This window comes from Pseudoalteromonas shioyasakiensis (genome assembly GCF_019134595.1).
Lineage (GTDB): Bacteria > Pseudomonadota > Gammaproteobacteria > Enterobacterales > Alteromonadaceae > Pseudoalteromonas > Pseudoalteromonas shioyasakiensis_A.
In genome coordinates this window covers 1702914-1727816 of record NZ_CP077770.1, presented here as the reverse complement: position 1 = coordinate 1727816, position 24903 = coordinate 1702914, and the positions used below count along the sequence as shown (strand labels likewise).

Genomic DNA, 24903 nt, shown 5'->3' with positions numbered 1-24903 from the left:
ATTGATCCACAATAGATTGCCCAAATATATAACTCTTGATAGGCTTAGTTCAGTTTAATAATTGGAACTAAAGAACATACTAGTTCATTTAAAGGAGCTCTAACAATGGCGTTTAATCAATCGTACAATACTGCAAGACCAGTAATGTCGACTATTGAAACCAATAAAGTTTTAAAGAATACCTATTTCCTACTGGCGATGACACTGGCATTTAGCGCAGTAACAGCAGGTATATCAATGGCAATGAATCTACCTTATTTTATGGGGTTAGTATTCAGTTTGATTGCATTCGGTGTGCTTTTTGTTGTTAACAAAAAAGCAGACAGTGCATCAGGTGTTGCTTGGGTATTTGTTTTCACAGGTTTGATGGGCGCAGGACTTGGTCCAATGCTTAACTACTACGCTGCAATGCCAAATGGCCCTATGCTTATCATGCAAGCGTTAGGCTCTACTGCGTTAATCTTCTTTGGTTTGTCGGCTTATGCACTTACCACTAAAAAAGACTTCTCATTTATGGGCGGCTTTTTAACTGTGGGTTTAATCGTGGTTATTATTGCAAGCCTAGTTAATTTATTTATCGGCAGCTCAATTACCTTTATGGTCATTAATGCTGCAGTTGTGCTAATTATGTCTGGTTTAATCTTATTTGATACTAGCCGTATTGTTAATGGCGGCGAGACTAATTACATCCGTGCAACAGTTGCTTTATACCTGAACGTATATAACTTATTTACGTCTCTTCTTCACCTACTTGGTGCAAGTGATGACTAATTAAATAGTTCTGTTAAAATAGCCCCTTTCTAGGGGCTTTTTTATTGGATGCGTTTTGGCACAATTTGTACTTTCTCTTCATACCGCGCCGACTGACCACGATACTACACAACGTCTGATTAAATTTTCACAGGCATGCATTGAGTCAGGTCACACTATTTCAGCTGTTTTTTTATACCAAGCAGGTGTTTTTCATGCCAGCCAACATTTAGAACTTGCCAGTGACGAGCTTCCAATTAATCGTTTGTGGCAGTCGTTAAGTGAGCAAGCGATCCCTCTACTGCTATGTGTCACTGCTGCTGAAAAGCGTGGCTTAGATATCGATAACACAGGCGTGTTTAGCGTTGCTGGACTCGCTGAATTTGCGATGCTTGTCAGTGAAGCGGATAAATGGGTGCAATTTAAATGAAAAACATTTTAGTAATAAGCCAACATAGCCCATTTGATGATCAACATATTCGTGAATCACTCGACACGACACTGATTTTTGCCGCAATTGAACAAAACATTAGTTGGCTTCTAAGTGGTGAGGCTGTTTTAGCTTTGAAAAAAAATCAACAGCCAGAGCAACTTGGCATTAAAAACTATTTTAAAACCATTAAAACCCTTGAGTTATACGATGTTGAAAACATATATGTATGTGAAAAGTCGTTGATGGATTTTAACCTTTCAGAAGATAGTCTGATTATCGATGTTAAAGTAGCTAGCTTTGAGCAACAGCGAGACTTAATTAGCCAACAGCATCAGGTGGTGACGTTATGAGTACCTTGCATATTTTTTCAAAACCCTTAGCTCACTATTGCAATAATATGTTGGCAAATTTAATTTCTTCACAAGATACAGTGCTACTTGTTAGTGACGCTTGCTATAACAATAGGCAGTTTAAGCAGTTCTCTTCAGCAATTCATTTACTTGAAGAAGATGCTGTGGCACGTGATATTTCATTTAATCAAGGCGATATCGCAATAAACTATGCGCAGTTTGTAGAAATGACTTTAAACGCAAAAAACACGATTACTTGGTAAACCATGCTTGAATTTAATAACAAACAGATAGAAACAGACAAACAAGGCTATTTACTTGATTCAAATGATTGGTGTGAAGAGCTTGCACCTATTATTGCAGAGCAAGAGAACATTACCTTAAGTGAGCAGCACTGGGAAGTTGTGCATTTTGTGCGTGATTTTTATCTAGAGTACAACACCAGCCCTGCAATTCGTATGCTGGTCAAAGCAATGGCCCAAAAGCTAGGTGAAGAAAAAGGTAATAGCATGTACTTGTATAAGCTATTCCCTAAAGGCCCAGCAAAGCAAGCAACTAAAATTGCAGGTTTACCTAAACCGGCTAGGTGTATTTAATGGTTAATAAAGCCAATAGTAAACCACGTCGCAGTAGCGGTCGTACTTATTCAAGGCCGACTCAAAAACGCCAAATTAAAAAAGCAATTAGCCCTGAGCAGCGCAAAGTGGTGCTATTTAACAAACCATTTGATGTGCTTTGCCAATTTACCGATGACCAAAACCGCAAAACGCTTGCCGACTTTATTACTATTAAAGACGTGTATGCAGCAGGACGCCTAGACAGAGATAGCGAAGGACTTTTGCTCCTTACCAACTGCGGTAAATTACAACATACGCTCACTGAACCCAATAAAAAAACAGCTAAAACTTATTGGGTGCAAGTAGAAGGTGATGTTACTGATCAGGCTATCTTTGCACTTAACAAAGGTGTAGAGCTTAAAGATGGCATGACCAAGCCTGCCAAAGTTAGGCGTATTGACGAGCCGTCAATTTGGCCTCGTACCCCGCCCGTTCGCGAGCGTAAAAACATACCAACTAGCTGGTTAGAAATCTCTATCACCGAAGGGCGTAATCGCCAAGTTCGCCGTATGACAGCGCATGTTGGCTTCCCTACTTTGCGCTTAATTCGTTACAGCATTGGTAACTATAATCTTGATGGCTTAAACAGTGGTCAATTTAAAGTAGTGAACAACCCAGATGCATAAACCAAATGTCACAGTGGCCGCCATCGTCACATGCCTAGACAAATTTTTACTTGTCAAAGAGCGCGATAAACACACAGGTGATATTTGCTATAACCAGCCTGCGGGTCATTTGGAAGCCAATGAAACTTTAGCTGAAGCAGCTCATCGCGAACTTATTGAAGAAACAGGTATTAGTCTTAGTGCTAGTCATCTTGTTGGTATCTATAATTTACATGCCGCGAATGGTGTCCACTATATGCGTTTTAGTTTTGCTTTTAATTGCCCTGAACCCGTTAAAACATCACCCCAAGATAATGACATTTTAAGTGCAGATTGGTTTAGCCTTGAACAAATTAAAAGCATGCCGCTGAGAAGCCCTTTGGTTTTAAAATGCATTGAAGATCATTTAGCTGGTAAAGCCTACCCACTTAGTTTGATTTACCAATAACCGCTGTGATTTTGGCTGGTTTGGGCGTCTAAAAGCATGCTATAATGCCAGCCTTTCCATAGCAGTTAAAAAATGACAGCGAATATTATGAGCGAAAATAGTCACATTAAAGTCATCGTAGGCATGTCCGGCGGTGTGGATTCTTCTGTATCAGCGTATTTATTAAAGCAACAAGGCTATCAAGTTGAAGGCCTGTTCATGAAAAACTGGGAAGAAGACGATAATGATGAATATTGCGCTGCAGCTGAAGACCTAAAAGACGCACAAGCAGTGTGCGACAAACTAGGTATTGAGCTTCATACTGTAAATTTTGCAGCCGAATACTGGGACAACGTGTTTGAATACTTTTTAGCAGAGTATAAAGCAGGTCGTACACCAAACCCAGACATCATGTGTAATAAGGAAATCAAATTCAAAGCATTTTTAGAATTTGCAGCACAAGCACTTGGTGCTGATTACATCGCTACTGGCCACTATGTTCGCCGTGAAAAGCGCGGTGATAAATTTGTAATGTGTCGTGGCCTTGATGACAACAAAGATCAAAGCTATTTCTTATACACTCTAAGCCATGAGCATATTGCGCAAACACTTTTCCCTGTTGGCGATATTGCTAAGCCTGAAGTACGCCGCATCGCTGAAGAGCAAGACTTAATCACTCACGATAAAAAAGACAGTACCGGTATCTGTTTTATTGGTGAGCGTAAATTTAAAGACTTCTTACAAAAATTCTTACCAGCACAGCCAGGTAAAATTGAAGATACCGATGGCAACGAAGTGGGTGAGCACGAAGGCTTAATGTACCACACACTTGGTCAACGTAAAGGTCTATTAATTGGTGGCATGAAAGAAGGTTCGGGTGAACCTTGGTATGTAGTTGATAAAGACGTTGATCGTAACGTATTAGTGGTTGGTCAAGGTAAAGATCACCCTCGCCTTTACAGCAATGGTTTAAATGCAAACCAGCTTCACTGGGTTGACCGCGAAGGCCCTAAAGGGACCACACGCTGTACTGTTAAAACTCGTTATCGCCAAGAAGATATCAGCTGTACTTTACTTGTTGGTGAAGATGGTATGGCACGCGTACTATTTGATGAGCCACAAAAAGCAGTGACACCGGGCCAATCAGCCGTATTCTACGCTGACGAAGTGTGTTTAGGTGGTGGTATTATTGATTCGGTGATCAAATAATGACAGAGCACCAAGTCATGGCTTTAGCTGCCATGTGTCAAGTTGCTAAACAAGTACAAAAAGTTGCGCAATATGGCCAAGGTAGCGACCACGAATTAGAAAAATTACTAAACTGTATTGTCGAAACATCACCAAATAGCCCTGAAGACGTGTATCAGGGTAAACATAACTTACGTGAAGGCTATCGCATTTTAATTGCACAGCTTTCTGCCGGCGCAGACAAAGACGTTGAAATCGTGAAGTATGTAGGTGGTTTAATGCAATTAGAACGCGCATTAAGCTCAAAACAAAACAGTTTAAATGAATTAGGTCGTCGCATTGATGATGTTAAACGTCGCCTCGACCATTTTGCTATCACAGATGATACTGTAGTAGCAGCGCTTGCTGATATTTACTCGTCGGTGCTAAGCCCCCTTGGGCATCGTATTCAAGTGTATGGCAAGCCAGAGTTATTAAAACAGCAGCTCACGCAAAACAAAATTCGTGCCCTATTATTGGCCGGAATTCGTAGTGCCGTGTTATGGCGACAAATGGGCGGTAAACGCCGTCACTTTTTCTTTGCAAAAAGAAAAATCCTCGCCATTGCTAAACAATCAATTTAATTATCGTTCAAACTAGACAATTTAGGAGTCATTATGGAGCTTTCAGCGTTAACCGCTATCTCTCCGGTAGATGGTCGCTATGGCAGCAAGACCACGGAACTACGCAGCATTTTCAGCGAATTTGGTTTAATCAAATACCGTGTAACTGTTGAAGTTCGTTGGTTACAAGCTTTGTCTGCAGCAAGCGCAATCGCAGAAGTACCGGCATTTAGCGACGAGGCTAATGCTTTACTTAATGCCATTGTTGATAACTTTAGCGAAGCGGATGCCGCACGCGTTAAAGAGATCGAGCGCACAACTAACCATGACGTAAAAGCCGTTGAATACCTACTTAAAGAAAAAGTAGCTGATAACGCAGAGCTTAACGCAGTTAACGAATTCATTCACTTTGCATGTACTTCAGAAGACATCAACAACCTGTCTCACGGTTTAATGCTTACCGAAGCGCGTGACAAAGTATTACTTCCATACTGCGACCAACTTCTAAATGCATTAAAAGAAAAAGCAGTTGAGTACAAGTCAGTTGCGATGATGACACGTACCCACGGTCAACCAGCTACTCCTTCTACAATGGGTAAAGAGTTTGCAAACGTCTACATGCGCTTAAAGCGTCAACGTGACCAAATTGCTAACGTAGAAATGTTAGGTAAAATCAACGGCGCTGTAGGTAACTACAATGCTCACCTGAGTGCATACCCAGATTACGATTGGCACAGCCACGCTGAGCAGTTCGTAACGAGCCTAGGTTTAACATTCAACCCGTTCACAACACAAATCGAGCCACACGATTACATTGCAGAGTTATTCGATGCAGTTGCACGTTTCAACACTGTATTACTTGATTTTGACCGTGACGTTTGGGGTTACATTGCACTTAACCACTTCAAACAGAAAACAATCGCAGGTGAGATTGGCTCATCAACTATGCCTCACAAAGTAAACCCGATTGACTTTGAAAACTCTGAAGGTAACTTAGGTATTGCTAACGCTATCTTTACTCATCTGGCGCAAAAACTACCTGTTTCTCGCTGGCAACGTGACTTAACTGACTCAACAGTGTTACGTAACCTAGGTGTTGGTATGGGTTACACACTTATCGCTTACCAAGCGACATTAAAAGGTGTTAGCAAGCTTGAAGTAAACGAAGCGCGTCTACTAGAAGAGCTAGACCAAAACTGGGAATTACTAGCAGAGCCAATCCAAACAGTAATGCGTAAATATGGTATCGAAAAGCCATATGAAAAACTTAAAGACCTTACTCGTGGTAAGCGCGTAAACCAAGAAATCATGGCTGATTTCATCGATGGTCTTGAGTTACCTGAAGAAGCAAAAGTAGAAATGAAAAAATTAACACCGGCTAATTACATTGGTCGTGCTGTTGAGTTCATCGACAACTTAGCTTAAATTCAAATTAAGACTTAAAAAAGCGAAAGGCCTTCCTTTCGCTTTTTTTATATCAATTCGCTTAGGTCATGTTATGTATCAATTAACCATCAATTCATTAACCCAAGAGCAATTTTTAGCTGAGTATTGGCAGAAAAAACCATTACTTATTAAGCAAGGCTTCAAGGATTTTGCTGATCCTATTGAGCCAGAAGAATTGGCCGGTCTAGCCATGGAAGAAAGCATTGAATCACGTATTGTGACCAACCACTCAAATGATTGGCAAGCATACCATGGTCCATTTGAAGACTTTAGCTTGCTAACTGAAAAGCACTCAACATTACTCGTGCAGGCAGTTGACCATTGGCATAGCGATGCAGCGCAACTACTGGAGCCTTTTCGATTTATTCCCAACTGGCGTATTGATGACTTGATGATCAGCTACTCTACCCCAGGTGGTGGCGTGGGCCCGCATTTAGATCAATACGACGTGTTTATTATTCAAGGTGAAGGAAAACGCCACTGGCGAGTTGGTTTACCTGATGCGAACTTAAAGCAATTTGCACAAAATAAGAGCTTGTTACAAGTTGAGCAATTTCCTGCCGTGATCGACTGTGTGTTAGAGCCGGGAGATATTCTCTATATTCCACCGGGTTGCCCACATGAAGGTTACGCAGTTGAAAATGCACTTAATTATTCTGTAGGTTTTAGAGCGCCAAATCAACGTGATTTACTCTCTCAATTTGCCGATCACCTCATCGATACTGAGCTTGGTAATCAGCGATACGGTGATGCAGAGCTTAAGTTACGTTCATCTAAAGGTGAACTTAACCAAACTGAAGCAGAAAAAGTAAAGCAACTTATGATTGCAGCGATTAATGATGACGCAGTATTCAAGACTTGGCTTGGTAACAGTATGAGTCAGCCAAAACATGACATGGATTTAGCGCCTTTAGAGGAGCCATATACTTTAGATGACGTAAATGACTTACTTAATGATGAAGACGTTGTTTTTGAGCGTTTAGGTGGTACCCGTGCTATTTATCAAGTAATTGACAATAAAATACTTTTAAGTATAAATGGTGTTAATTATATGCATGATTTAACTGACCTTGAATTAATAACAAAGCTCACCGATCAAACCTGCTTGACCTCTGCTGATATAAATAGTTCAAAAAATAATCACATTTTCTTGAAAACCTTTACTACACTTTTAAATGAGGGTATTTGGTTTTGTTAGGAGCGTGTGTTTATGAGCTATCAAATAGATGAAGTTGAATGGAGTATCGACAAGGAACTCTTACAACAGATCCGAGAGCGAGTATTTGTATGCGAACTACATATTCCTAAACACATAGAGTTTGATCATTTAGATAAAACAGCACATCACGTACTCGTGACCGACGAGTGTAAATGCCCAGTTGCTACTGGGCGTTTATGTAATGATGGCCTCATTGGCCGAATTGCTGTTTTACCTGAACACCGTAACCGTTCGGTTTACAAATCATTATTGAATTACTTAGTAGGCATGGCTGAAAAGCAAGGCTGTGATTGCGTCAGCATTAATTGCATATTGAACGAAGTAGATAGATTTAAACGAAATGGCTTTTCGGCTGATGGTTTAGTATTTATGGAGGCAGGTATTCCAAGGCAACGAATGCTCTGCCCTATTAAGCAATTTGATACGCGGCCATTCACTTTGGTGCACTAAGGTATATGTTAAATAAAAAAGCTGAATAACATTATTCAGCTTTTTTATTAGAAAGTATTCAGAGTTAGTTATGCTGGCTCGTTTTGCCACATTTCTTCTTTTTCAAATAGCTCATATAAGCCATGAGCACGGTTGATTAACAGGTTAGCAAAATCAACTTTAGTTTTATCTACCGCACCTGACTGCATCAGCTGATCAGCTTTCATTTGCCACTGCATAGAGAAGTAACGTAATACTTCACGTGCATTGTTTGCTGCACTTGCTTCAGCGTGATCGGTAGGTAAACGACCGGTGATCACCCAATAGCTCTTACCGTTTTGTGCTTTAAATTTCCAAATAGCTACTAAAGGCGCAATAAAACGGCTTTCTTTTTCTACAACAGTTTGCGGAATAACGCCTTTTTCAGCTAAATGCTTTTGTGCATTTTGGAAACATTCTCTTTGCCAAATAACACTTTGTTTTTGCGCTTCGGCTTGTTCTTCTGGTGTTAATGGTCTTGCTTGTTTTTGTTCCATGGTGGTTACTCTTTTACAACATTTCTGACACTTTAAGGTTTAAAATGGCGCTGTGCAAGTGTTTACGGGCAATCAAAGAGCATTTTAATTTACTTGCGTACTATTCAGTCAACTCAGAAAGAAGAGTTAGCCTCTGTTAAAAATTGCAGCTCTTCAGCTGTTGATTCGCGACCTAAAACTTTATTGCGATGTGGGTACCGACCAAACCTATCAATAATCGCTTTGTGTTTTAGTTCAAATTCATAATTACTCATGCCTTTAAACAATTGCTCAGCTTGTTGATGAATCACTTTCGATTCACTGTGCATAAACGGCATATAAATAAACACAGCTTGAGAGCTAGGTAATTTTTTATCAAAACCTAATTCAATTGCTCTTTGCGCTAAGCTTAGCGCTTGTGGGTCTTGGCTAAACGCTTTCACCGTATTACGGTAAATATTGCGTGAAAACTGATCTAACACGATTATTTCAGCTACAGATCCTAGGGCGTCAACACGCCAGTCAGCATGCTCGCCAGCTATAACCTGCAAAAGGCATTCTGAAAACTCACCTGTAATTAAGGCATCAACTTCATCTGATTGCTGATACCAAGCATCTGGTCCTAATTCCTCAAACCAAAAATCGATAATCCTTTGCTTATCCATAAACACTCCTTAATTACCCAGTACTTTTGCAGGATCGACTCGGGTTGCTTGCCATGCAGGGTATAATGTTGCCAAAATAGCGAGAACAAAAGTAACAATCACCGTGATAACGATATCTTGCCAAACTAATTTACTGGGTAAAAACTCTATAAAATAAACCCCTTTTAACGGGTTATCGCCAAATAAGTTACTTGCCCAAGTGAACAGTTCACTGATGTTTAACGCAAGCATTACGCCGATAACAGTGCCTAAGATCACGCCAATTAAAGCTTGTGTAAAACCTTGCATCACAAAGGTTGCTAAAATAGTGCTATCTTGTGCGCCCATGGTTTTTAAAATTGCGATATTTGCCTGTTTTTCACGTACTTCCATCACTAATGACGAAACAATATTAAAACTCGCTACAGCAATTATTAAAAACACCACGATATACACAATAGTACGAACCATTTGAATATCTTGATATAAGCTACCCTGGGTTCTAAACCAACTCGAGACATAGACATAATCAGGTATAACTTGCCCCACACGCATCGCCGTTTGATGGGCCGCAAATACATCTGCTACTTGTAATCGTAATCCGGTTACTTGGTTTTGCTCAAAACTCAGCACACTTTGTGCTTTATCAAGGCGAATGAAAGCCGCCGTTTCATCAATTGGGCCACCCATTTTTATAATACCCGCAAGATTCAAGCTCACCCGTTTTGGGGCAAGTAACGTGTTACTTTGCTGGTTTATCTGTGGGATTAATAAGGTAACTGGGTCACCAATTTTAAGACCTAATCGGTTGACTATTTGCTGCCCTAACAGTACATCTTCTTGTTGTAACTGACTAACTAAGCGCCCTTCTGTGAATTGGTTTAATGCCGACACTTGGTTTTCAAATTCGGGGCTAACACCACGCACTTCAACCGCTTTTAGCTCGCTTTTATATTGTGCCATGCCGTTAACACTAATAAATGGCGCAGCACCTGTAACACCTGCTTGAGAGCGCAATAGAGCAACTTTTGACTGCCAATTATTGATGGGTTTGTTAGGGGCAACATATTCAACCTGAGGTACAACCGATAAAAGCCGATGCACTAGCTGCTGCTCAAAGCCATTAATCACTGATAAAGCAACAATTAGCACAGCAACACCTAAAAGTATGCCGATTGTTGATGCTTTAGCGATAAAACTAACAAAACCGTTTTGTCCGTCTTTTTGGCCACTATGGGCACGAAATCGTTTTGAAATAAAGGCACTAAGCAACATGCTGAGACTCTTTAATTGCAAGCTTACCATCATCTAAATAGGCAATTTTGCCTAGTTTATCTGCAAGTTCTAAATCATGGGTTACCACAACAAAACTGGTTTTTAAGCTAGTATTTAACTCTTTAATTAAATCGTAAATCTTAATAGCGTTTTGTTTATCTAGGTTACCGGTTGGTTCATCGGCAAGCACTAAAGCAGGCTCAGTTACTAATGCGCGTGCTATTGCAACCCGCTGCCTCTCACCACCTGATAACGCTGAAGGTTTATGTTCACTACGATGAGATAACCCAACTTTATCTAGCATGTTACGGGCTTTCTCAGTTGCCGCTTTTGCGCTTAAACCTTTTATTAAAAGTGGCATAGCAACATTTTCAATGGCAGTAAATTCCATTAATAGATGGTGGAATTGATAAATAAAACCCAAATTTTCATTTCGGAAACTGGCTTGTTGTTTTCGATTTAATTTAGAAACCTGCTGACCTTTAATTTCAACCTTGCCTGAGCTTTCGTTATCTAAGGTGCCTAATATGTGTAATAAGGTACTTTTACCAGAGCCAGAGCTCCCTACAACAGCTAACATTTCGCCTTGTTTAAGTGCTAAATCAACCCCTTTTAATACCGCAACCTCGTTATCGCCATCTTGATAGACTTTATTTAGCTGCTGACAATTGATAACTAAATCACTCATAACGTAATACCTCTGCTGGATTCACTTTTGCAGCTTTTCTGGCAGGATACAAGGTAGCTAAAAAGCTCATCGCAATACTCCCTGCAGCAATTAGACTCAAACTCATAACATCAAATTTAACAGGTAGACTCACACCCGCTAATAAATTGATGCCTAACATATTCAATAATTCATTAATGTTGCTACTTAATAGCACACCAAGTAACGCACCAATGCTGGTACCGATAAGACCGTTATATAAGCCTTGGATCATAAACACATGCTGCACTTGTAACGGAGTCAAACCCAGTGTTTGTAAAATAGCGACTTCACTTTGCTTCTCACTGACCATCATGGTTAATGCTGAAACAATATTAAACACTGCAACGAGCACGATTAAGCCAAGTAACATCGACATAATGCGCTTTTCCATTGCCACAGCGGCAAATAATGTGCCTTGGCTAGCTCGCCAATCAGTCACTGTATAATCTTGTAAAATAGCTATCTGAGATTGCAATACTTGCTCAACAGCAAATGGTTCATACAGCGACACACTCAAATTGGGTGCTGCTGATTTTGCTAGTTTTAAAACTCTGCCTAACGAATAGCCACTGGTAAATGCCAATGACATATCAATTTCTGACTGTGTTTCATACAGTGCAGCAACGGTAAACAAGCGCTGACTCGGTACTCGACCAAGGGGAGTATACGAACTGGCATTAGGCATGATCACCCGTACTTTATCCCCAAGCGAAATACCCAATTTTCTGCTCAAATAGCGGCTAATCGCAATGTGATAGTTGCTATCCATCACTTGTGACCAATTGCCAGCAACAATTTTATCTTTTACGTTATAGATGGAGCTTCCTTCATCATAAAGGCCTTGTAACAATACGCCGTGCAAATCTTGGTTAGTTTGTAAAATGGCTTCGCCATGGCGGTATAGGTTAACTTGTTTAACATCTTGAGAATTTGCTAGTTGCTGCTTTAACTGCAGCATGGTTTCTTTCGAATTATCTTCGGCTGATACTTCAATATGGGGAATTAAACCTAGCATGTTGGTTTTAAGGTTATTTTCAAAGCCATTCATTACTGAACTGACTGTAAACAAGGCCATTAAGCCAATAGCAATGCCCGCGATAGAGAAAAATGAAATAAATGAGATAAAAGCATTGCCCTTTGAGGAGCGACTATATCTCAGCCCTATAAAAAGGCTAACAGGTTGAAACATAATGAATTATAGGTATTCCAAGGGCTAAATATGCGCTCATGTTAGCATAGATTTAGCTTGCATGGGATGCGCGAAATTGTAAAAAATAATTATAAATCTGATACTTGAACAGTAGCAACCAAATGGTCAAGTAATGCTTTTACATTGGTTGCGATAAACTGCCTTGGTGGATACACCCCCCATACACCTTCAGGTGCCGGTGCAACATTCGAAAGTACAGCACTCAACCTGCCATTGGCTAGGTGTTCATTGACATAGTAATCTGGTAGTTGCACGATGCCTAACCCTTTTATTGCAGCGTCAACCAATGCCCAGCCACTGTTACATGCCAAACGCCCTGCCACTTTAATGTGCTTGTCTTGGCCCTGCTCTTTTACCCGCCAGTAACTGTTATTACCAATCAGGCAATTGTGCTGATGTAATTCACTCACACTGTGTGGTTGGCCGAATTTATTGATATATTCAGGGCTACAACAAATAACAAGCCTGCGCTGACTAATGCGCCGTGCTTTTAAAGATGAATCTTTTAAATGACCAAGGCGAATAGCGAGATCATACCCATCTTCTAATAGATTGACTTGCTCATTGCTTAAATGGCTAATCACTTCAATATCTGGGTGCTTTTGCATAAACGAATGTACCGCAGGCATGATGAAACTTTCACCGTACATCACAGGGGCTGTTAGTTTTATACTACCTTTGGGTGTCAGTTGCTGCTCTGCAAGCAGTGCCGTGGCATCATCCATGGCATGCTGTAATTGCTTTGTTTGATGCGCAAACACCTGCCCTTCTTGCGTTAGCACCACTTTACGGGTTGTTCGGGTTAGCAATTGGGTGTTTAAACGCTCTTCTAATTGACTCACATACCGGCTTACATGGGCCACTGACATACCCAGTAGTTTACTTGCTTTTGTGAAACTGCCTGTTTCTGCTACCGCTAAAAACTCATCAATTCCGTGCCAACGATTCATTATTACCATACTGTAAAAGTGTTTTAATAAAACGAAGATTATCATTCATTGAGAAACAAATAAAATAGACTAAGTTTAATACTTACTTCCAACAACTATAAGGGAACGTTATGACTGATTTTATCAAATCAAAAGCGGCTATCGCTTGGGGTCCAAATCAACCACTATCAATTGAAGAAGTGGATGTAATGATGCCTAAAAAAGGCGAAGTGCTTGTAAAGATTGTTGCTACAGGTGTTTGTCATACCGATGCATTTACTTTATCTGGTGAAGACCCTGAAGGTATTTTCCCAGCAATCCTTGGCCATGAAGGTGGCGGTATTGTTGAAGCCGTAGGTGAAGGTGTAACACATGTTGAAGTAGGCGATCATGTTATTCCTCTTTACACTGCTGAATGTGGCGAGTGTAAGATGTGTAAATCGGGCAAAACAAACTTATGCTCTGCGGTACGTGAAACGCAAGGTAAAGGTTTAATGCCTGATGGCACAACGCGCTTCTATAAAGATGGTCAACCAATTTATCACTATATGGGTTGCTCTACCTTCTCTGAGTACACTGTATTACCAGAGATTTCTCTTGCTAAAGTAAGCAAAGAAGCGCCTCTTGAAGAAATTTGTTTACTTGGTTGTGGTGTAACAACCGGCATGGGTGCTGTTACTAAAACAGCAAAAGTTCAAAAAGGCGATACAGTGGCTATTTTTGGCTTAGGTGGTATCGGTTTATCGGCGATTATCGGTGCAAAAATGGCGGGCGCTGGCCGTATCATTGGTGTTGATATCAACACTAGTAAGTTTGATCTTGCTACTAAACTAGGTGCAACTGATTTAATCAATCCAAATGACTTCGACAAACCAATCCAAGAAGTTATCGTTGAAATGACTGACGGTGGTGTTGATTTCTCATTTGAATGTATCGGTAACGTTAATGTAATGCGCTCTGCTCTTGAGTGTTGTCACAAAGGTTGGGGTGAATCAGTAATTATTGGTGTTGCAGGTGCAGGCCAAGAGATCTCTACTCGTCCATTCCAATTAGTAACAGGTCGTGTATGGCGCGGTAGTGCATTTGGTGGCGTTAAAGGTCGCTCTGAATTACCAGAGATTGTTGAGCGCTATATGAATGGTGAGTTTGCGTTAAACGATTTCATCACACACACCATGAAACTTGAAGATATCAATGAAGCTTTCGACTTAATGCACGAAGGTAAGAGCATCCGTTCAGTTATTCATTATTAATCTTTTAATTTGGCGCTAGGTTGATACCTAGCGCCTATGTTTCAAGGATTTGGTTATGCTAGAAAACATAAGCTCAACAAAAGTCAGCGGTGGCTGGCATAAACAATATACCCACCAAGCTAGCAGCACACATTGTGCTATGCGCTTTGCGATTTTTTTACCGCCAGGTGCCAGCGAAACGAACAAAGTGCCAGTGATGTATTGGTTGTCAGGTTTAACCTGTACTGATGAAAACTTTATGCAAAAAGCCGGGGCATTTAAAAAAGCGGCTGAACTGGGTATTGCGATTGTCGCTCCAGATACTAGCCCGCGCGGTGAAAATGTTCCTGACGATGAAAACTACGACTTTGGTCAAGGTGCTGGCTTTTATGTCAATGCGACTCAAGCACCTTACAATGTGCACTACAATATGTACGACTATGTTGTTACTGAGTTACCTGCACTTATCGAAGCACACTTCCCTGTGACGACTAAAAAAGCCATTGCTGGTCATTCTATGGGTGGTCACGGCGCATTGATGATTGCACTTAAAAACCCTAAACAATACGTCAGTGCCAGTGCTTTTAGCCCGATTGTGAACCCGATTAATTGCCCTTGGGGTGAAAAAGCATTTAGTAATTACCTAGGTAGTGATAAAGCAAGTTGGCTTGAATACGACAGCTGTGAATTAATGAAAAAAGCCGTCTCTGAAGATTATTTACCAATGCGTATTGATCAAGGTGAGGCCGATAACTTCTTAACTGAGCAACTCAAAACTGAGAACTTATTTGCTGTCGTAAACGAGAAAGATTACCCAGCCGAAATTAACATGCACGCGGGTTATGATCATAGTTACTTCTTTATCAGCAGCTTTATTGACGAACACCTAATGTTTCATCAAAAGTATCTGTAATTAATATCACATTTTTAGTGTGAGGGCTTAACTTCCTCACACTCTTTAATACTGCTGGTGATTTGCCTGCAAACTAATTGCGGTTCTTCCTCTTTTGGTTTGAGTAAACCAATTACAGCGCTATCAATTTCAAAGCCTAACTTTGCAAATGAAAAGCCTTCAGAGTCCGTTACTGTGCTGTTAGTTTGATTTGCATTTGTAGTTGCAAGGTTTGTTGGTTGTGAGTTTTTTGCATAGCCATCTACTATTGACCCCGCCACTGTACACCCCACCAATTGGTAGCTAACTAAGCAAATAACAAGTTTTGAAAAGTTAATCTTCATTGTTAAAACTATCCATTAATGTGGGTCTTTTTTTCGGCTCAGCTTGAACTTCAACACATTCTTTTATTGCGCGACTTATTTGACGACATTTAAGCTCAACGTCTTTGTCTTTGCTACCATTCTCTAGGCCTTCAATAATCGCTTTGTCGATTTCGTAACCTAGCATCGTCATGGTCATACCATAGTTAACTCGGTCATTATCTTTTTTATCTGCATAGGCGCTTGCAGGCTGTGCTTGGCTAGCTCGCCCGCCAATTCCATCTGCAACTAGGCCAATTGCAGTACAACCACTGAGTAAACTAACAGAAAGTATAAGATACAGAGATTTAAGCATCGGTCCTCCAATACACTTAAGCTTATTTTCTAAGCATAATAACAAACGCGTACTTTAACTGTAAAAAACTGTAGATTAATCACAAATATCGCGAATAAATTCTTTTAAAAACCCAGCTAACTGTAAGAGGAATATTAACAAGAAAGGTAAAGCACCTAAAATTGCAACGCTACGATTTAATGGCTCATCTTGTAGCAGTAATAATGCAAAGCTACATATGAATAATGCTAAACACCATGCGTAAAGAGTTACGCGGTTATTTTGCCCAGAGCCAACCAGCTCTCTTATGACTAAAATTGCAGAGTCAGCGGATGTAGCAACAAATATCAACAGTAGTAATAAGCTGGTCCAAATAAACACCGTTCCTTGCCAGTCTAGTTGATTAAAAAATACAAATAAGCCTTGGCTGTAATCATGTTTTATTGCGACTAAAATGCCTGCTTGATTAAGTCTATCCCATTCAATTGCAGCCCCCGAAAAGGTCGCAAACCAAATAATAGTCACTAAAGTTGGAATACACACAACCGCCAAAATAAATTGCCAAACTTTACGCCCCTGGCTAATTTTAGCTAGGAACACACCAACAAATGGCCCCCACGCTAACCACCAAAAGTAATAGTTATATGTCCAATGAGTAGCCCAGTCCGGCGTTTTTAACTGGCTATCAAATTGCCAAGTGCCGGTCGCAAGTAACTGTAAATAGTAGCCGGTCCCATCTAATGCAATTTTAATAATGGGCGCAATCGGCACAACAGTTAATAACCAGGTTAGTAAAGTAAAGGCCAAGACCACATTGAATATACTCAGTGACTGTACCCCGCGTCGTAATCCAAATTTAACCGACAGCGAATAAATAACTGCTAACAAACAAACGATTAATGACCCCACTAATACAGTAGAAGTAACCCCCAACTCTATTTCTACGCCTTTACTGATCAATAAAGTCGAGTTTGCTATGGTGCCGACCACACCAAAAAAAATAGCGATTACCGCAATTAACTTCACAATAAACGACACAGTAAATTTTGCAGACTTATCAAAGCGGTGACCAAGCGCCGTTAAAACAGGGGCACAAATGTCTCCTGACTTACCACTGTATTGCGTTAACCCCCCAAGCACTAGGGCAAATACGGCATAAAGCGACCAAGCATGGGCGCCCCAGTTAACCAAGGTTAAAGCGAGACTACTAGCTAGTCTATCTGGGTATAAGCTTTGTTTAAGTGGTGGGTCGAGAGAATGTAATGCAGGCTCAGCTACGCCCCAAAAAACCAAGCCTGAGCCCATTCCCGCTGCAAACAACATGGCAAACCAGCCAAAATTTGAATACTCGACAACAGCGTGCTCGCCACCCACTTTTCGGCTACCGAGTGGGCTAATAGCTAAAATAATGATGGCAAACAATAAAAAGTTCACCAATAAGAAAAAACTGCTACCTGTCCATCTTAACAGCATTTGTACAAACGGCTGAACTTGCTCAGTGATAACATCAGGCAAAATCACAGCAATCAGTGCACCAAACATACACAGTGCTAGCGCGGTCTTTTCTAGGGAGGAGATGGAATGTTTCAATGTGAGGCCTATTTAGTCAGCGTGTTTAGCATACTGTTAGCATCGCTGAAATTCAAACAGCCAAAAGGCTGAAAAAATGACATAGCACTGCGTAAAAATCGCAAATTATAGCAAGGCATACATTTAAAAACCCGGCTACATGTCCCTAGTTTCCTCATTTTATTTAATTTGTTGATCGGGTATTGAAATTGCAACGCTATCATAATCTAGATAGCAAGGAGCAAAGCATGGACTTTAATTTTGATTGGCATGAAATTCTCGATAATTTAATTCACTTAGGTATTGCCTATTTACTTGCCCTTCCTATGGCTTTTGATCGAGAAAAAACCAGTAATGGTGCAGGTCTTCGAACATTTCCATTAGTCGCCGTTGCATCATGTGGTTATGCATTAGTGGGCATGTCTGTATTAACAAGTTCAGAGGCAGAATCAAAAGTACTCGAAGGGATTATCACGGGTATTGGCTTTATTGGCGGTGGTGCCATTTTGAAGAACAAAAATTCTACTTATGGAACAGCCACAGCAGCCAGTATTTGGAACATGGGACTTATTGGCATTGCTGTGGCATTTAGTCGCTACGAAATCGCCTTTTTAATGGCATTGATTAATTTCGTAACGTTAAGATATGTAAAGCGTTTAAAGTAAACAATTAGCTGGCGTTATATTTTGAGTTAACAATCGCATAGCCAGTTTGTTTTACTTTTATCTCAGCTGATTTTGCAGATTTAACTAATAAACCGCAGCGCCTGCTTTGCTCATCAATGACATAATTAACCGATTCACTCGCTTCAAGGTCAATGACTTGATCTGCACAGCGGATCTGTAATTTAGACACATCGCTCGCGCCTTCAATTTTGATAGAACCGCGAGATAAAGATAAATATGACAGCTTATCTTTTGAAACAGTAATTTGTGAATTAATCTGCGGTGTGCGCGCCAATAGGTCATCAATTTGCTTGATGGTGGCAAGTTTGTTTTCTTCTGAAAACTCTTTTCCTTCGATATTATCTAACGCATAAATAGCATTGTAAGCAAGATTAAAATCGCCCTTAAAGCTGTACCATTGTAGAGCGCTTTTAGCGACTAAATATTGTATATCTGTTGGCAACTTAGTTCGCAGTAAATAGGCTACAGATAACTGCTCATCAAAGCCAAACCATTGTTGTTGATGGTAATAATATTGACTTTTCAACCATGCAAATAATGCCTGCTCAGAAGTGTTTTTAGTATGATCTTTGTATAACTCAGCCAATGCTTGCTCAGCTTTTTTGAATTCTTTCGCTTGCAGCATTTTATCGATTTCATCGTATTCATTAATAAAACCACGGCTCGCTTTATCATTCGAGTAACCATTAAAATACTTACCTACTTCAAATGAAAACAGGTAACCCCCTTCTACGGTTTTGCCTTCTTTTGTGGCGGGTGCAAACTCCAAGTTGGTTAAGTATTTCTCTGCATTTTCTTCACTACCGCGAGTATCAGATGCCATGATCACTTCAATATCTTTTGCCTTACCTTGTGTATCAACCACATAAGACATTAATGCCCACCCCTCTAAACGAGAGCCATTGTAACTTCCCGGGTAACGTTTGTTTGAATTTTTAACAATATAAGCCGATGTAACAGCCTGTACATCAACTCCTAAGTCGTTGACGTCTCGTGCTAAAGCCTGTGTTGGTAATGCGATAAGTGAACAAAGTGCTGCGAGTTTTGTGAATTTAATCATGGTAATGGCTCCAATTCCCTTTGATAGGAACATTTATAGCACTAAAAAAGGCGCTTTAAAAGCGCCTTGCTGTCAAGAATGTGCTTAAACATGCCTTGATCTTAAAACATATCCTGATAAGGGTTTGGTTTTGATAATAAAACTTTTTTATCAAAACCTGGGATTGTCATTGAATCTTCACTAATTTCAATGCCATTTTCATCAATTAGGCCATCACCAAAACGATAAATTAGCTCATATTGACCTAAATCAGCGTGTTGTTGATAGTCAGCTTGCGCTTTGGCTACCTGAGTATGACGGTCTTGATATTGCGCCATAACCTCATCACCATGACGCTTTGCTAGCATCTTTAATGTAATTGCCGGTGATAACACAGTCGCCGTTGCGTTATTACCACCAAAGCCTTTTGAGTTAATGAAGGCAATATCCATTGCATCACATTGATAGTGTTGAGTGCGAATGTCTAAATGCTCGCTATAAACATCATCTGCCACTTTATCGATAGTCGTAATACCCGGCATAATATTGTGACTAAACACACCTAATGCCATGGCTAATTGATCACCACTGGCAGGAGCGATGGTATGACCAACATACGCTTTAGGCGCAGCAACCTTCCAATTATCAATGGCAAATGTTTCTGCCACTTTATGATAGATCAGCGATTCTGTAACGCGGTTTTGCGGTGTACTTGAGCCGTGAGCTAAAATGAAACTACGCTTTTGTACCGCTTCTTGACCAACAATACTGCTGGCTAGCGCAACAGATTTGGCCATCGTGATGTAGTTACCTGGGCCCGGGGCTGTAATTGATTTTTTAATACCATCGGCATTAACGAACACATCTGCAACGCTGCCTAACACATCAGCACCTAACTCTAATGCCAATGCATCATCCATTAATATAGCAACTTGTGCGCCTTCACCAATTGTAAAACCACAGTTTTCACCAAATGGACGGCTTGTACGGCGATGATCAACCACATCTGTATTATCAAGACGTTTTAGGCCTTCTTCATTAGCAAGTGCGCTCATATTACCAAAACCTTCAACGATTTCGGGTGTAATTGCACATTCAACAGATGCCACAATAGCTACACGCGTACGACCCGCTTGAATATCGTTTACTGCAGCGCGTAGGTTATATAAAAACGTTGCACATGCACCTGATGTAGTAAAGGTTGTACCCACATTGCCTGTTACATAAGCATTGATAAAGTCAGTAGACATAGTGTTTAAGCCAAGTGCAAGCTGTTTTGTACTCACACGGTCGCCCTGCTGACGCGCACGAATAAGTCCACCAAATCCTTCATCATCAACTTGACCCGCCACAGAAGCTGAGTAAGTGCCAATTTGATCAGGCTCAACACTATTCATCACCTGCTGCCATGGCAGACCTGTCGAGCGAATCGCATCAGTTGCTGCAAAGATAGTCGCTTGCAGGCCTCTTGGTTGATAACGGCTGTTATACATAGCCGAAGGTTCAAAACCTGTTGGTAATTGACCGGCCGCTTTAATTGGATTATCGCGCGTACTGTCATGTTTAATAGCAAGATCAGCACTAATTGTAACTTTCACTTTTTTATCAGTTAATTCTTCAACCTGCCAAGCACTTGGTACTGGGGTTGGTAAATCACGGCGGCGCGTTTCAAAAACAATCTGCTGTTCATCAGACGCTGTTAACGTCATTTTTTGTTGCCATGGAGTCGCATCCACATCGAAGTGATTTTTTTCAATTTTACGAATAAGTGTGCCAGCTAAAATTTGTTCACCGAACTTAGCTTCGATGTCTGATTCGGCAATGGTATTGCCTTGGGCATCTATAAGTACACCTTCAGTAAGAGTGACTAAGTTCATTAATGTCGCTAAGCCTAAAAATGTCTCCTGACGGGCTTTAGCGTCCAAGCTGTCTAACACGATACGACGATAACCTTGATGAAAAGAAGTGCGGCCAGCGGCATTAATACCACCCATACCAACAATAACGGGTAATGCTGTCATAAAAAACCTTGAGAAAACGTGTTATGAGAATTAAGCCAAGTTTAAATGGATTAATTAACACACTTTATGCTTAAATAGCCAAATAACATGCATAACAGGCCAAAAACAACTGGTCGGAGCAATTTGAGTGACGAGACTTCAACAAATAAAAGCCATTGAAATTAGTATTTTGGTTTATCCCCATCTATTAATAACCAGTTTAACCTTGCCTATTGAAATGCTCAGAGCTGGCGAGGCCTTTGCAAAAAGTCATCGTCAGCAAAACGAATTTAAACCTCTAAACATCAATTTAGTGGCAAGTAGCCTAAAGGCAATCCCCAATCGTACCGGGCTGGCAATTATGCCCGACTGCGAAACCGTTACAGCGCCTGTTAGTGACTTGATTATTGTGCCTGGGATTTGGCGAAACCCGCGGCCAGTAGTGAGCAAACAGCAAAGTTTGGTGAACTGGCTCGGTGAATCTTGGCATCAAGGCAGTCATATCATTGGGGTAGGTACCGGCAATTGCTTAGTTGCAGAAGCGGGGTTATTGGATGGCCACCCTGCTACCACTCACTGGCATTACGCAGAACAATTTAAACGTGACTACCCTAAAGTGCAGCTTAAGCCTGATTTTTTCATCACACAATCTGAGCGCATGTATACAGTTGCGAGTTTAAATGCCCTTGCCGATGTTATTGTGCATATTATTAGTCAATATTACGGGCGAGAAGCGGCACAACATGTAGAGCGTAATTTTTCCCATGAAATTCGCAAACCTTATGAAGACCAACGCTACCTTGAAGGTGCCGTTGATAAACACCCAGATGAACTCATTGCACAAATTCAATTTTGGCTAAAAAACAATTTAACCTCCGAACTGACCCTGCAAGAAATTGCAGCGCAATTTAGTTTAAGCTACCGCACCTTTACACGCCGTTTTCGTCAAGCAACCAGCCAAACGCCCGTTGAGTATTGGCAACAACTGCGTGTACAAACTGCAAAAGAGTTATTAGCGTCTTCAAATTTATCTATTCAAGAAGTTGCCCTAGAAGTGGGTTATAACGATCAAGGCCACTTAACACGCGTATTCAAGAAAGTGCTTTCACAAACACCCAGTGAATATCGCACAGTCGTTAGACGAAAACTATTTGGCTAAAGCTAAAATGCCGGAAATGTTCTAAGCCAAGGTCAGATTAATCATATTTAAGTTGCTGAATTAAAAATTATTACTAAGCTTTTAGTTAGTAGTATTTAGTATTTTTTTGAGTCTAAAAAATGTATCAGCTTGATTATGATGAATTAGTGCAAAGTTGGAATAAAACGCTCGAAGTTTTAGCTCTTTTTGCTGATGTGCCCGTGGCCTTAGTAATGAAAGTAGAGAACAATATTATTAGTGTGTTTTCAAAAAACGATAACCAAGATAATCCTTATGAAATAGGTGACAGTGAAGGTTTAGAAGATTCAGGCCTTTATTGTGAGCATGTCGTAAAAACTCAAAAATTACTGAATATACCCAATGCACTCATTGATGAGGACTGGAAAGAAAACCCAGATATCAAGCTTAATATGATTTCTTATTTAGGTTTACCAATATGTGCTGGAGACACCACCCCATTTGGCACAATTTGTATCCTTGATAGCAAACCCCATGAATATAACGAGCCTGTGATAAAGCTACTCGAAACCATTAAGCAAAGCTTCGAAACCCAACTCAAATTATTGCATCAGCAAAAACAAGCGTTCGAACAACAACAATTTGCTGAACTGGCCACTTTAATTAGAGGGATTGCCCACGAACTCAACACACCTCTTGGTAACTGTATTACAGCAGTTGATGTCACCCAGCTTACTGTCAAAGAAACTCAAACTAGATTACTAAAAAAACGACTTAGCCAACAAGCACTGCAAAATACTTTAGAGACATTGATAAATACCAATGAACTACTAGACAGAAACTTAACTTCATGTGCTTATAAGGTACGTATTTTACAAGATTTGCTGTATACCAAATCACAATCAAGTAAAACAATCATGACGTTAGAGCAACTTTCTGAGTCATTGTATAAGCACTTAGAAGAGCAAATAAAACATCGCGGTATCAAATTAGATATTAATTATCAAAACCCTCATAGCCAATTTGAAGTTGATATAGAATTACTCAAGCAAGTGCTGTTTATTTTAGTGCAAAACTCAATTGAGCATGCATTCAACAATATTGCAGACCCTCTAATAGAGATTGATATTTTTGATTTTGATGGGGTGTTAAAAATTCACTACACCGATAACGGCACCGGTATCAGCAGCACTGAACTAAGCTCAATTTTCACCCCCTTTTACAAAGGTAAAAACAACCAATCAGGTATAGGGCTTGGCCTCAGCATAGCGAAGAAAATAGTTAGCCAACAACTGCAAGGCGATATTTGTGTACAAGAAAGTGATCTAGGCGCGCACTTTTTAATTAGCTTACCTAGGTAAGCTAATTCCATGGCATTTCTTTAGCAAATAAAATCTTACTAGTCTGTGGGCAGCCTCTGTCTTCATAACCCACTATTGCATAGTCATTTTTGATAAGCAGACTCAGCATTGCAGGAAAACGGTTCATCGACTTAACTTTTATAGCTCGGTAGCTGTGGGCTTTAACCCATGCTTCTTGCGCGTTTAATAAAGCCTGTGCAATGCCCTGCCCTCTACATTCTGGCGCAACCGCGCCAAGCCAACTATAGAAAGTGCTTGAATCTAACTCATAACCCAGTTTGTAGGCCACAGGCTTATTATCGATATAAGCCACTAAAGCTAGGTGCTCAATATCTGCACACCGTGCTTGTAATTTACTAAGGGTATTTCGGCCATCAAACTCAGGAATTTGACTATCAACAAGTAACAAATCGTCTAAACTAGCTGACTTTATTGTGTAAGGAGGCTCCATGAATCACTCTAATCGGATATCTATCTTCACTTTTCTTTTCGATAATACAACTTTGAGTAGCGTTTTACACGGGCATGTACACCGCGCCCTAAGCTCTTAAATTTAGCTTCAAGTACATCTACACCATATAAAATACCTACCACCAGCACCGATAGTTTTATTGCAGCTAGTAAGTTGTCAGTGGCAATGACAACACCAATTGAAGCTAACACCCAAATTGTCGCAGCGGATGTTACGCCAACAACCGCGCCATCTTTTGCAAGCATCACCCCGGCACCTAAAAAGCCGATACCAGTAATGATCTGGCCAACTACACGAGAATGATCAATATCTTCACCATGCAACATAAACGCTGTTGATAGAAACAAATAAGTACCCAACACAATAAGCGCTGAAGTACGAATACCCACAGGTTTACCGCGTAATTGACGCTCCATACCAATAATCGCGCCGCAAAATGCGGCGCTACCTATTGCTGACCAAGAATAAGGGGCAATATCAAATAAACTACTCAGTGTCACTGCACTTCCAAATCAAACTAACAATTAAAA

30 protein-coding genes are annotated in these 24903 nt (G+C 40.5%); 17 read left to right on the top strand and 13 right to left on the bottom strand.

Annotated features, from left to right (window positions below; genetic code table 11):
• The first annotated feature begins 105 nt into the window (after nucleotides 1-105).
• From KQP93_RS08020 to KQP93_RS07965, 12 genes are all read left to right on the top strand, one after another.
• Nucleotides 106-771 (top strand): Bax inhibitor-1/YccA family protein, encoded by a 666-nt coding sequence (locus tag KQP93_RS08020; RefSeq protein WP_217876596.1) that lies wholly within the window; start codon nucleotides 106-108, stop codon nucleotides 769-771.
• A 55-nt stretch (nucleotides 772-826) separates the two neighbouring features.
• Nucleotides 827-1180 (top strand): sulfurtransferase complex subunit TusD, encoded by a 354-nt coding sequence (gene tusD / locus KQP93_RS08015; protein WP_217876595.1) that lies wholly within the window; start codon nucleotides 827-829, stop codon nucleotides 1178-1180.
• Nucleotides 1177-1533: a sulfurtransferase complex subunit TusC gene (tusC, locus tag KQP93_RS08010; protein WP_217876594.1), complete on the top strand. Its 357-nt coding sequence runs from the start codon at nucleotides 1177-1179 to the stop codon at nucleotides 1531-1533. The genes tusD and tusC overlap by 4 nt, the downstream gene beginning before the upstream one ends.
• Nucleotides 1530-1796 carry a DsrH/TusB family sulfur relay protein gene (locus KQP93_RS08005; protein ID WP_217876593.1) on the top strand — a complete coding sequence of 89 codons (267 nt, stop codon included), beginning with the start codon at nucleotides 1530-1532 and terminating at the stop codon, nucleotides 1794-1796. The genes tusC and KQP93_RS08005 overlap by 4 nt, the downstream gene beginning before the upstream one ends.
• A 3-nt stretch (nucleotides 1797-1799) precedes the next feature.
• The gene (locus tag KQP93_RS08000) at nucleotides 1800-2129 is read left to right on the top strand and encodes a TusE/DsrC/DsvC family sulfur relay protein (RefSeq protein WP_135924837.1); all 330 of its coding nucleotides are present in this window, start codon (nucleotides 1800-1802) and stop codon (nucleotides 2127-2129) included.
• A complete protein-coding gene (locus tag KQP93_RS07995; protein ID WP_217876592.1) occupies nucleotides 2129-2776 on the top strand; it encodes an rRNA large subunit pseudouridine synthase E in 648 nt (215 codons plus the stop codon). The genes KQP93_RS08000 and KQP93_RS07995 overlap by 1 nt, the downstream gene beginning before the upstream one ends.
• Nucleotides 2769-3203: an NUDIX hydrolase gene (locus KQP93_RS07990; protein ID WP_217876591.1), complete on the top strand. Its 435-nt coding sequence runs from the start codon at nucleotides 2769-2771 to the stop codon at nucleotides 3201-3203. Before KQP93_RS07995 ends, KQP93_RS07990 begins: the two co-directional genes overlap by 8 nt.
• Before the next feature lie 87 nt (nucleotides 3204-3290).
• The gene (mnmA, locus tag KQP93_RS07985; protein ID WP_054551934.1) at nucleotides 3291-4391 is read left to right on the top strand and encodes a tRNA 2-thiouridine(34) synthase MnmA; all 1101 of its coding nucleotides are present in this window, start codon (nucleotides 3291-3293) and stop codon (nucleotides 4389-4391) included.
• Nucleotides 4391-4993, top strand: a complete 603-nt coding sequence (hflD, locus tag KQP93_RS07980) for a high frequency lysogenization protein HflD (RefSeq protein ID WP_054561602.1) — start codon at nucleotides 4391-4393, stop codon at nucleotides 4991-4993. The genes mnmA and hflD overlap by 1 nt, the downstream gene beginning before the upstream one ends.
• Before the next feature lie 33 nt (nucleotides 4994-5026).
• On the top strand, nucleotides 5027-6397 hold the full coding sequence (gene purB, locus KQP93_RS07975) for an adenylosuccinate lyase (protein ID WP_217876590.1): 1371 nt from the start codon (nucleotides 5027-5029) through the stop codon (nucleotides 6395-6397).
• A 73-nt stretch (nucleotides 6398-6470) separates the two neighbouring features.
• Nucleotides 6471-7616 carry a cupin domain-containing protein gene (locus tag KQP93_RS07970; protein ID WP_217876589.1) on the top strand — a complete coding sequence of 382 codons (1146 nt, stop codon included), beginning with the start codon at nucleotides 6471-6473 and terminating at the stop codon, nucleotides 7614-7616.
• Between the two features lie 12 nt (nucleotides 7617-7628).
• Nucleotides 7629-8087 (top strand): GNAT family N-acetyltransferase, encoded by a 459-nt coding sequence (locus tag KQP93_RS07965; protein WP_217876588.1) that lies wholly within the window; start codon nucleotides 7629-7631, stop codon nucleotides 8085-8087.
• A 68-nt stretch (nucleotides 8088-8155) separates the two neighbouring features.
• Here the strand turns inward: KQP93_RS07965 and KQP93_RS07960 are convergent, their stop codons facing one another.
• The 6 genes from KQP93_RS07960 to KQP93_RS07935 form a co-directional block, all read right to left on the bottom strand.
• Nucleotides 8156-8602 (bottom strand): DUF4826 family protein, encoded by a 447-nt coding sequence (locus KQP93_RS07960; RefSeq protein ID WP_054561606.1) that lies wholly within the window; start codon nucleotides 8600-8602, stop codon nucleotides 8156-8158.
• Nucleotides 8603-8715: 113 nt separating this feature from the next.
• The gene (locus KQP93_RS07955) at nucleotides 8716-9246 is read right to left on the bottom strand and encodes a DUF924 family protein (protein ID WP_217876587.1); all 531 of its coding nucleotides are present in this window, start codon (nucleotides 9244-9246) and stop codon (nucleotides 8716-8718) included.
• Between the two features lie 9 nt (nucleotides 9247-9255).
• Nucleotides 9256-10500: a lipoprotein-releasing ABC transporter permease subunit gene (locus KQP93_RS07950; protein WP_217876586.1), complete on the bottom strand. Its 1245-nt coding sequence runs from the start codon at nucleotides 10498-10500 to the stop codon at nucleotides 9256-9258.
• Entirely contained in the window at nucleotides 10490-11188 is a 699-nt protein-coding gene (gene lolD / locus KQP93_RS07945) for a lipoprotein-releasing ABC transporter ATP-binding protein LolD (RefSeq protein WP_054551414.1), read from the bottom strand. The genes KQP93_RS07950 and lolD overlap by 11 nt, the downstream gene beginning before the upstream one ends.
• Nucleotides 11181-12398: a lipoprotein-releasing ABC transporter permease subunit gene (locus KQP93_RS07940; protein WP_217876585.1), complete on the bottom strand. Its 1218-nt coding sequence runs from the start codon at nucleotides 12396-12398 to the stop codon at nucleotides 11181-11183. The genes lolD and KQP93_RS07940 overlap by 8 nt, the downstream gene beginning before the upstream one ends.
• An 89-nt stretch (nucleotides 12399-12487) precedes the next feature.
• Nucleotides 12488-13369: a LysR family transcriptional regulator gene (locus KQP93_RS07935; RefSeq protein ID WP_217876584.1), complete on the bottom strand. Its 882-nt coding sequence runs from the start codon at nucleotides 13367-13369 to the stop codon at nucleotides 12488-12490.
• A gap of 110 nt (nucleotides 13370-13479) precedes the next feature.
• Between KQP93_RS07935 and KQP93_RS07930 the strand changes: the two genes are divergently transcribed.
• Both KQP93_RS07930 and fghA read left to right on the top strand, forming a co-directional pair.
• Nucleotides 13480-14601: an S-(hydroxymethyl)glutathione dehydrogenase/class III alcohol dehydrogenase gene (locus KQP93_RS07930; protein WP_054561612.1), complete on the top strand. Its 1122-nt coding sequence runs from the start codon at nucleotides 13480-13482 to the stop codon at nucleotides 14599-14601.
• Nucleotides 14602-14656: 55 nt separating this feature from the next.
• A complete protein-coding gene (fghA, locus tag KQP93_RS07925) occupies nucleotides 14657-15493 on the top strand; it encodes an S-formylglutathione hydrolase (protein WP_217876583.1) in 837 nt (278 codons plus the stop codon).
• 14 nt (nucleotides 15494-15507) lie between these two features.
• On the opposite strand, the gene KQP93_RS07920 is transcribed toward fghA, so the two are convergent.
• The 3 genes from KQP93_RS07920 to KQP93_RS07910 form a co-directional block, all read right to left on the bottom strand.
• Nucleotides 15508-15753 (bottom strand): hypothetical protein, encoded by a 246-nt coding sequence (locus KQP93_RS07920; RefSeq protein WP_217876582.1) that lies wholly within the window; start codon nucleotides 15751-15753, stop codon nucleotides 15508-15510.
• A gap of 52 nt (nucleotides 15754-15805) precedes the next feature.
• Complete coding sequence (locus KQP93_RS07915; protein WP_217876581.1) at nucleotides 15806-16150, bottom strand: hypothetical protein; 345 nt, start codon at nucleotides 16148-16150, stop codon at nucleotides 15806-15808.
• Between the two features lie 75 nt (nucleotides 16151-16225).
• Complete coding sequence (locus KQP93_RS07910) at nucleotides 16226-17671, bottom strand: BCCT family transporter (protein WP_217876580.1); 1446 nt, start codon at nucleotides 17669-17671, stop codon at nucleotides 16226-16228.
• Between the two features lie 275 nt (nucleotides 17672-17946).
• Here KQP93_RS07910 and KQP93_RS07905 point away from each other — a divergent pair, with 275 nt between their 5' ends.
• Entirely contained in the window at nucleotides 17947-18363 is a 417-nt protein-coding gene (locus KQP93_RS07905) for an MgtC/SapB family protein (RefSeq protein ID WP_209326732.1), read from the top strand.
• A gap of 4 nt (nucleotides 18364-18367) precedes the next feature.
• On the opposite strand, the gene KQP93_RS07900 is transcribed toward KQP93_RS07905, so the two are convergent.
• Both KQP93_RS07900 and KQP93_RS07895 read right to left on the bottom strand, forming a co-directional pair.
• Nucleotides 18368-19444 (bottom strand): energy transducer TonB, encoded by a 1077-nt coding sequence (locus tag KQP93_RS07900; RefSeq protein WP_217876579.1) that lies wholly within the window; start codon nucleotides 19442-19444, stop codon nucleotides 18368-18370.
• Between the two features lie 101 nt (nucleotides 19445-19545).
• Nucleotides 19546-21444 (bottom strand): beta-ketoacyl synthase, encoded by a 1899-nt coding sequence (locus KQP93_RS07895; protein WP_217876578.1) that lies wholly within the window; start codon nucleotides 21442-21444, stop codon nucleotides 19546-19548.
• 127 nt (nucleotides 21445-21571) lie between these two features.
• On the opposite strand from KQP93_RS07895, the gene KQP93_RS07890 reads away from it, so the two are divergent.
• Together KQP93_RS07890 and KQP93_RS07885 are read left to right on the top strand one after the other, a co-directional pair.
• Nucleotides 21572-22582: a GlxA family transcriptional regulator gene (locus KQP93_RS07890; protein WP_217876577.1), complete on the top strand. Its 1011-nt coding sequence runs from the start codon at nucleotides 21572-21574 to the stop codon at nucleotides 22580-22582.
• 119 nt (nucleotides 22583-22701) lie between these two features.
• The gene (locus tag KQP93_RS07885) at nucleotides 22702-23901 is read left to right on the top strand and encodes a GAF domain-containing sensor histidine kinase (RefSeq protein ID WP_217876576.1); all 1200 of its coding nucleotides are present in this window, start codon (nucleotides 22702-22704) and stop codon (nucleotides 23899-23901) included.
• A 1-nt stretch (nucleotide 23902) separates the two neighbouring features.
• Here the strand turns inward: KQP93_RS07885 and KQP93_RS07880 are convergent, their stop codons facing one another.
• Both KQP93_RS07880 and KQP93_RS07875 read right to left on the bottom strand, forming a co-directional pair.
• Nucleotides 23903-24352 (bottom strand): GNAT family N-acetyltransferase, encoded by a 450-nt coding sequence (locus tag KQP93_RS07880; RefSeq protein ID WP_217876575.1) that lies wholly within the window; start codon nucleotides 24350-24352, stop codon nucleotides 23903-23905.
• Between the two features lie 26 nt (nucleotides 24353-24378).
• A complete protein-coding gene (locus tag KQP93_RS07875) occupies nucleotides 24379-24873 on the bottom strand; it encodes an MgtC/SapB family protein (protein ID WP_054551426.1) in 495 nt (164 codons plus the stop codon).
• Nucleotides 24874-24903 lie beyond the last annotated feature (30 nt).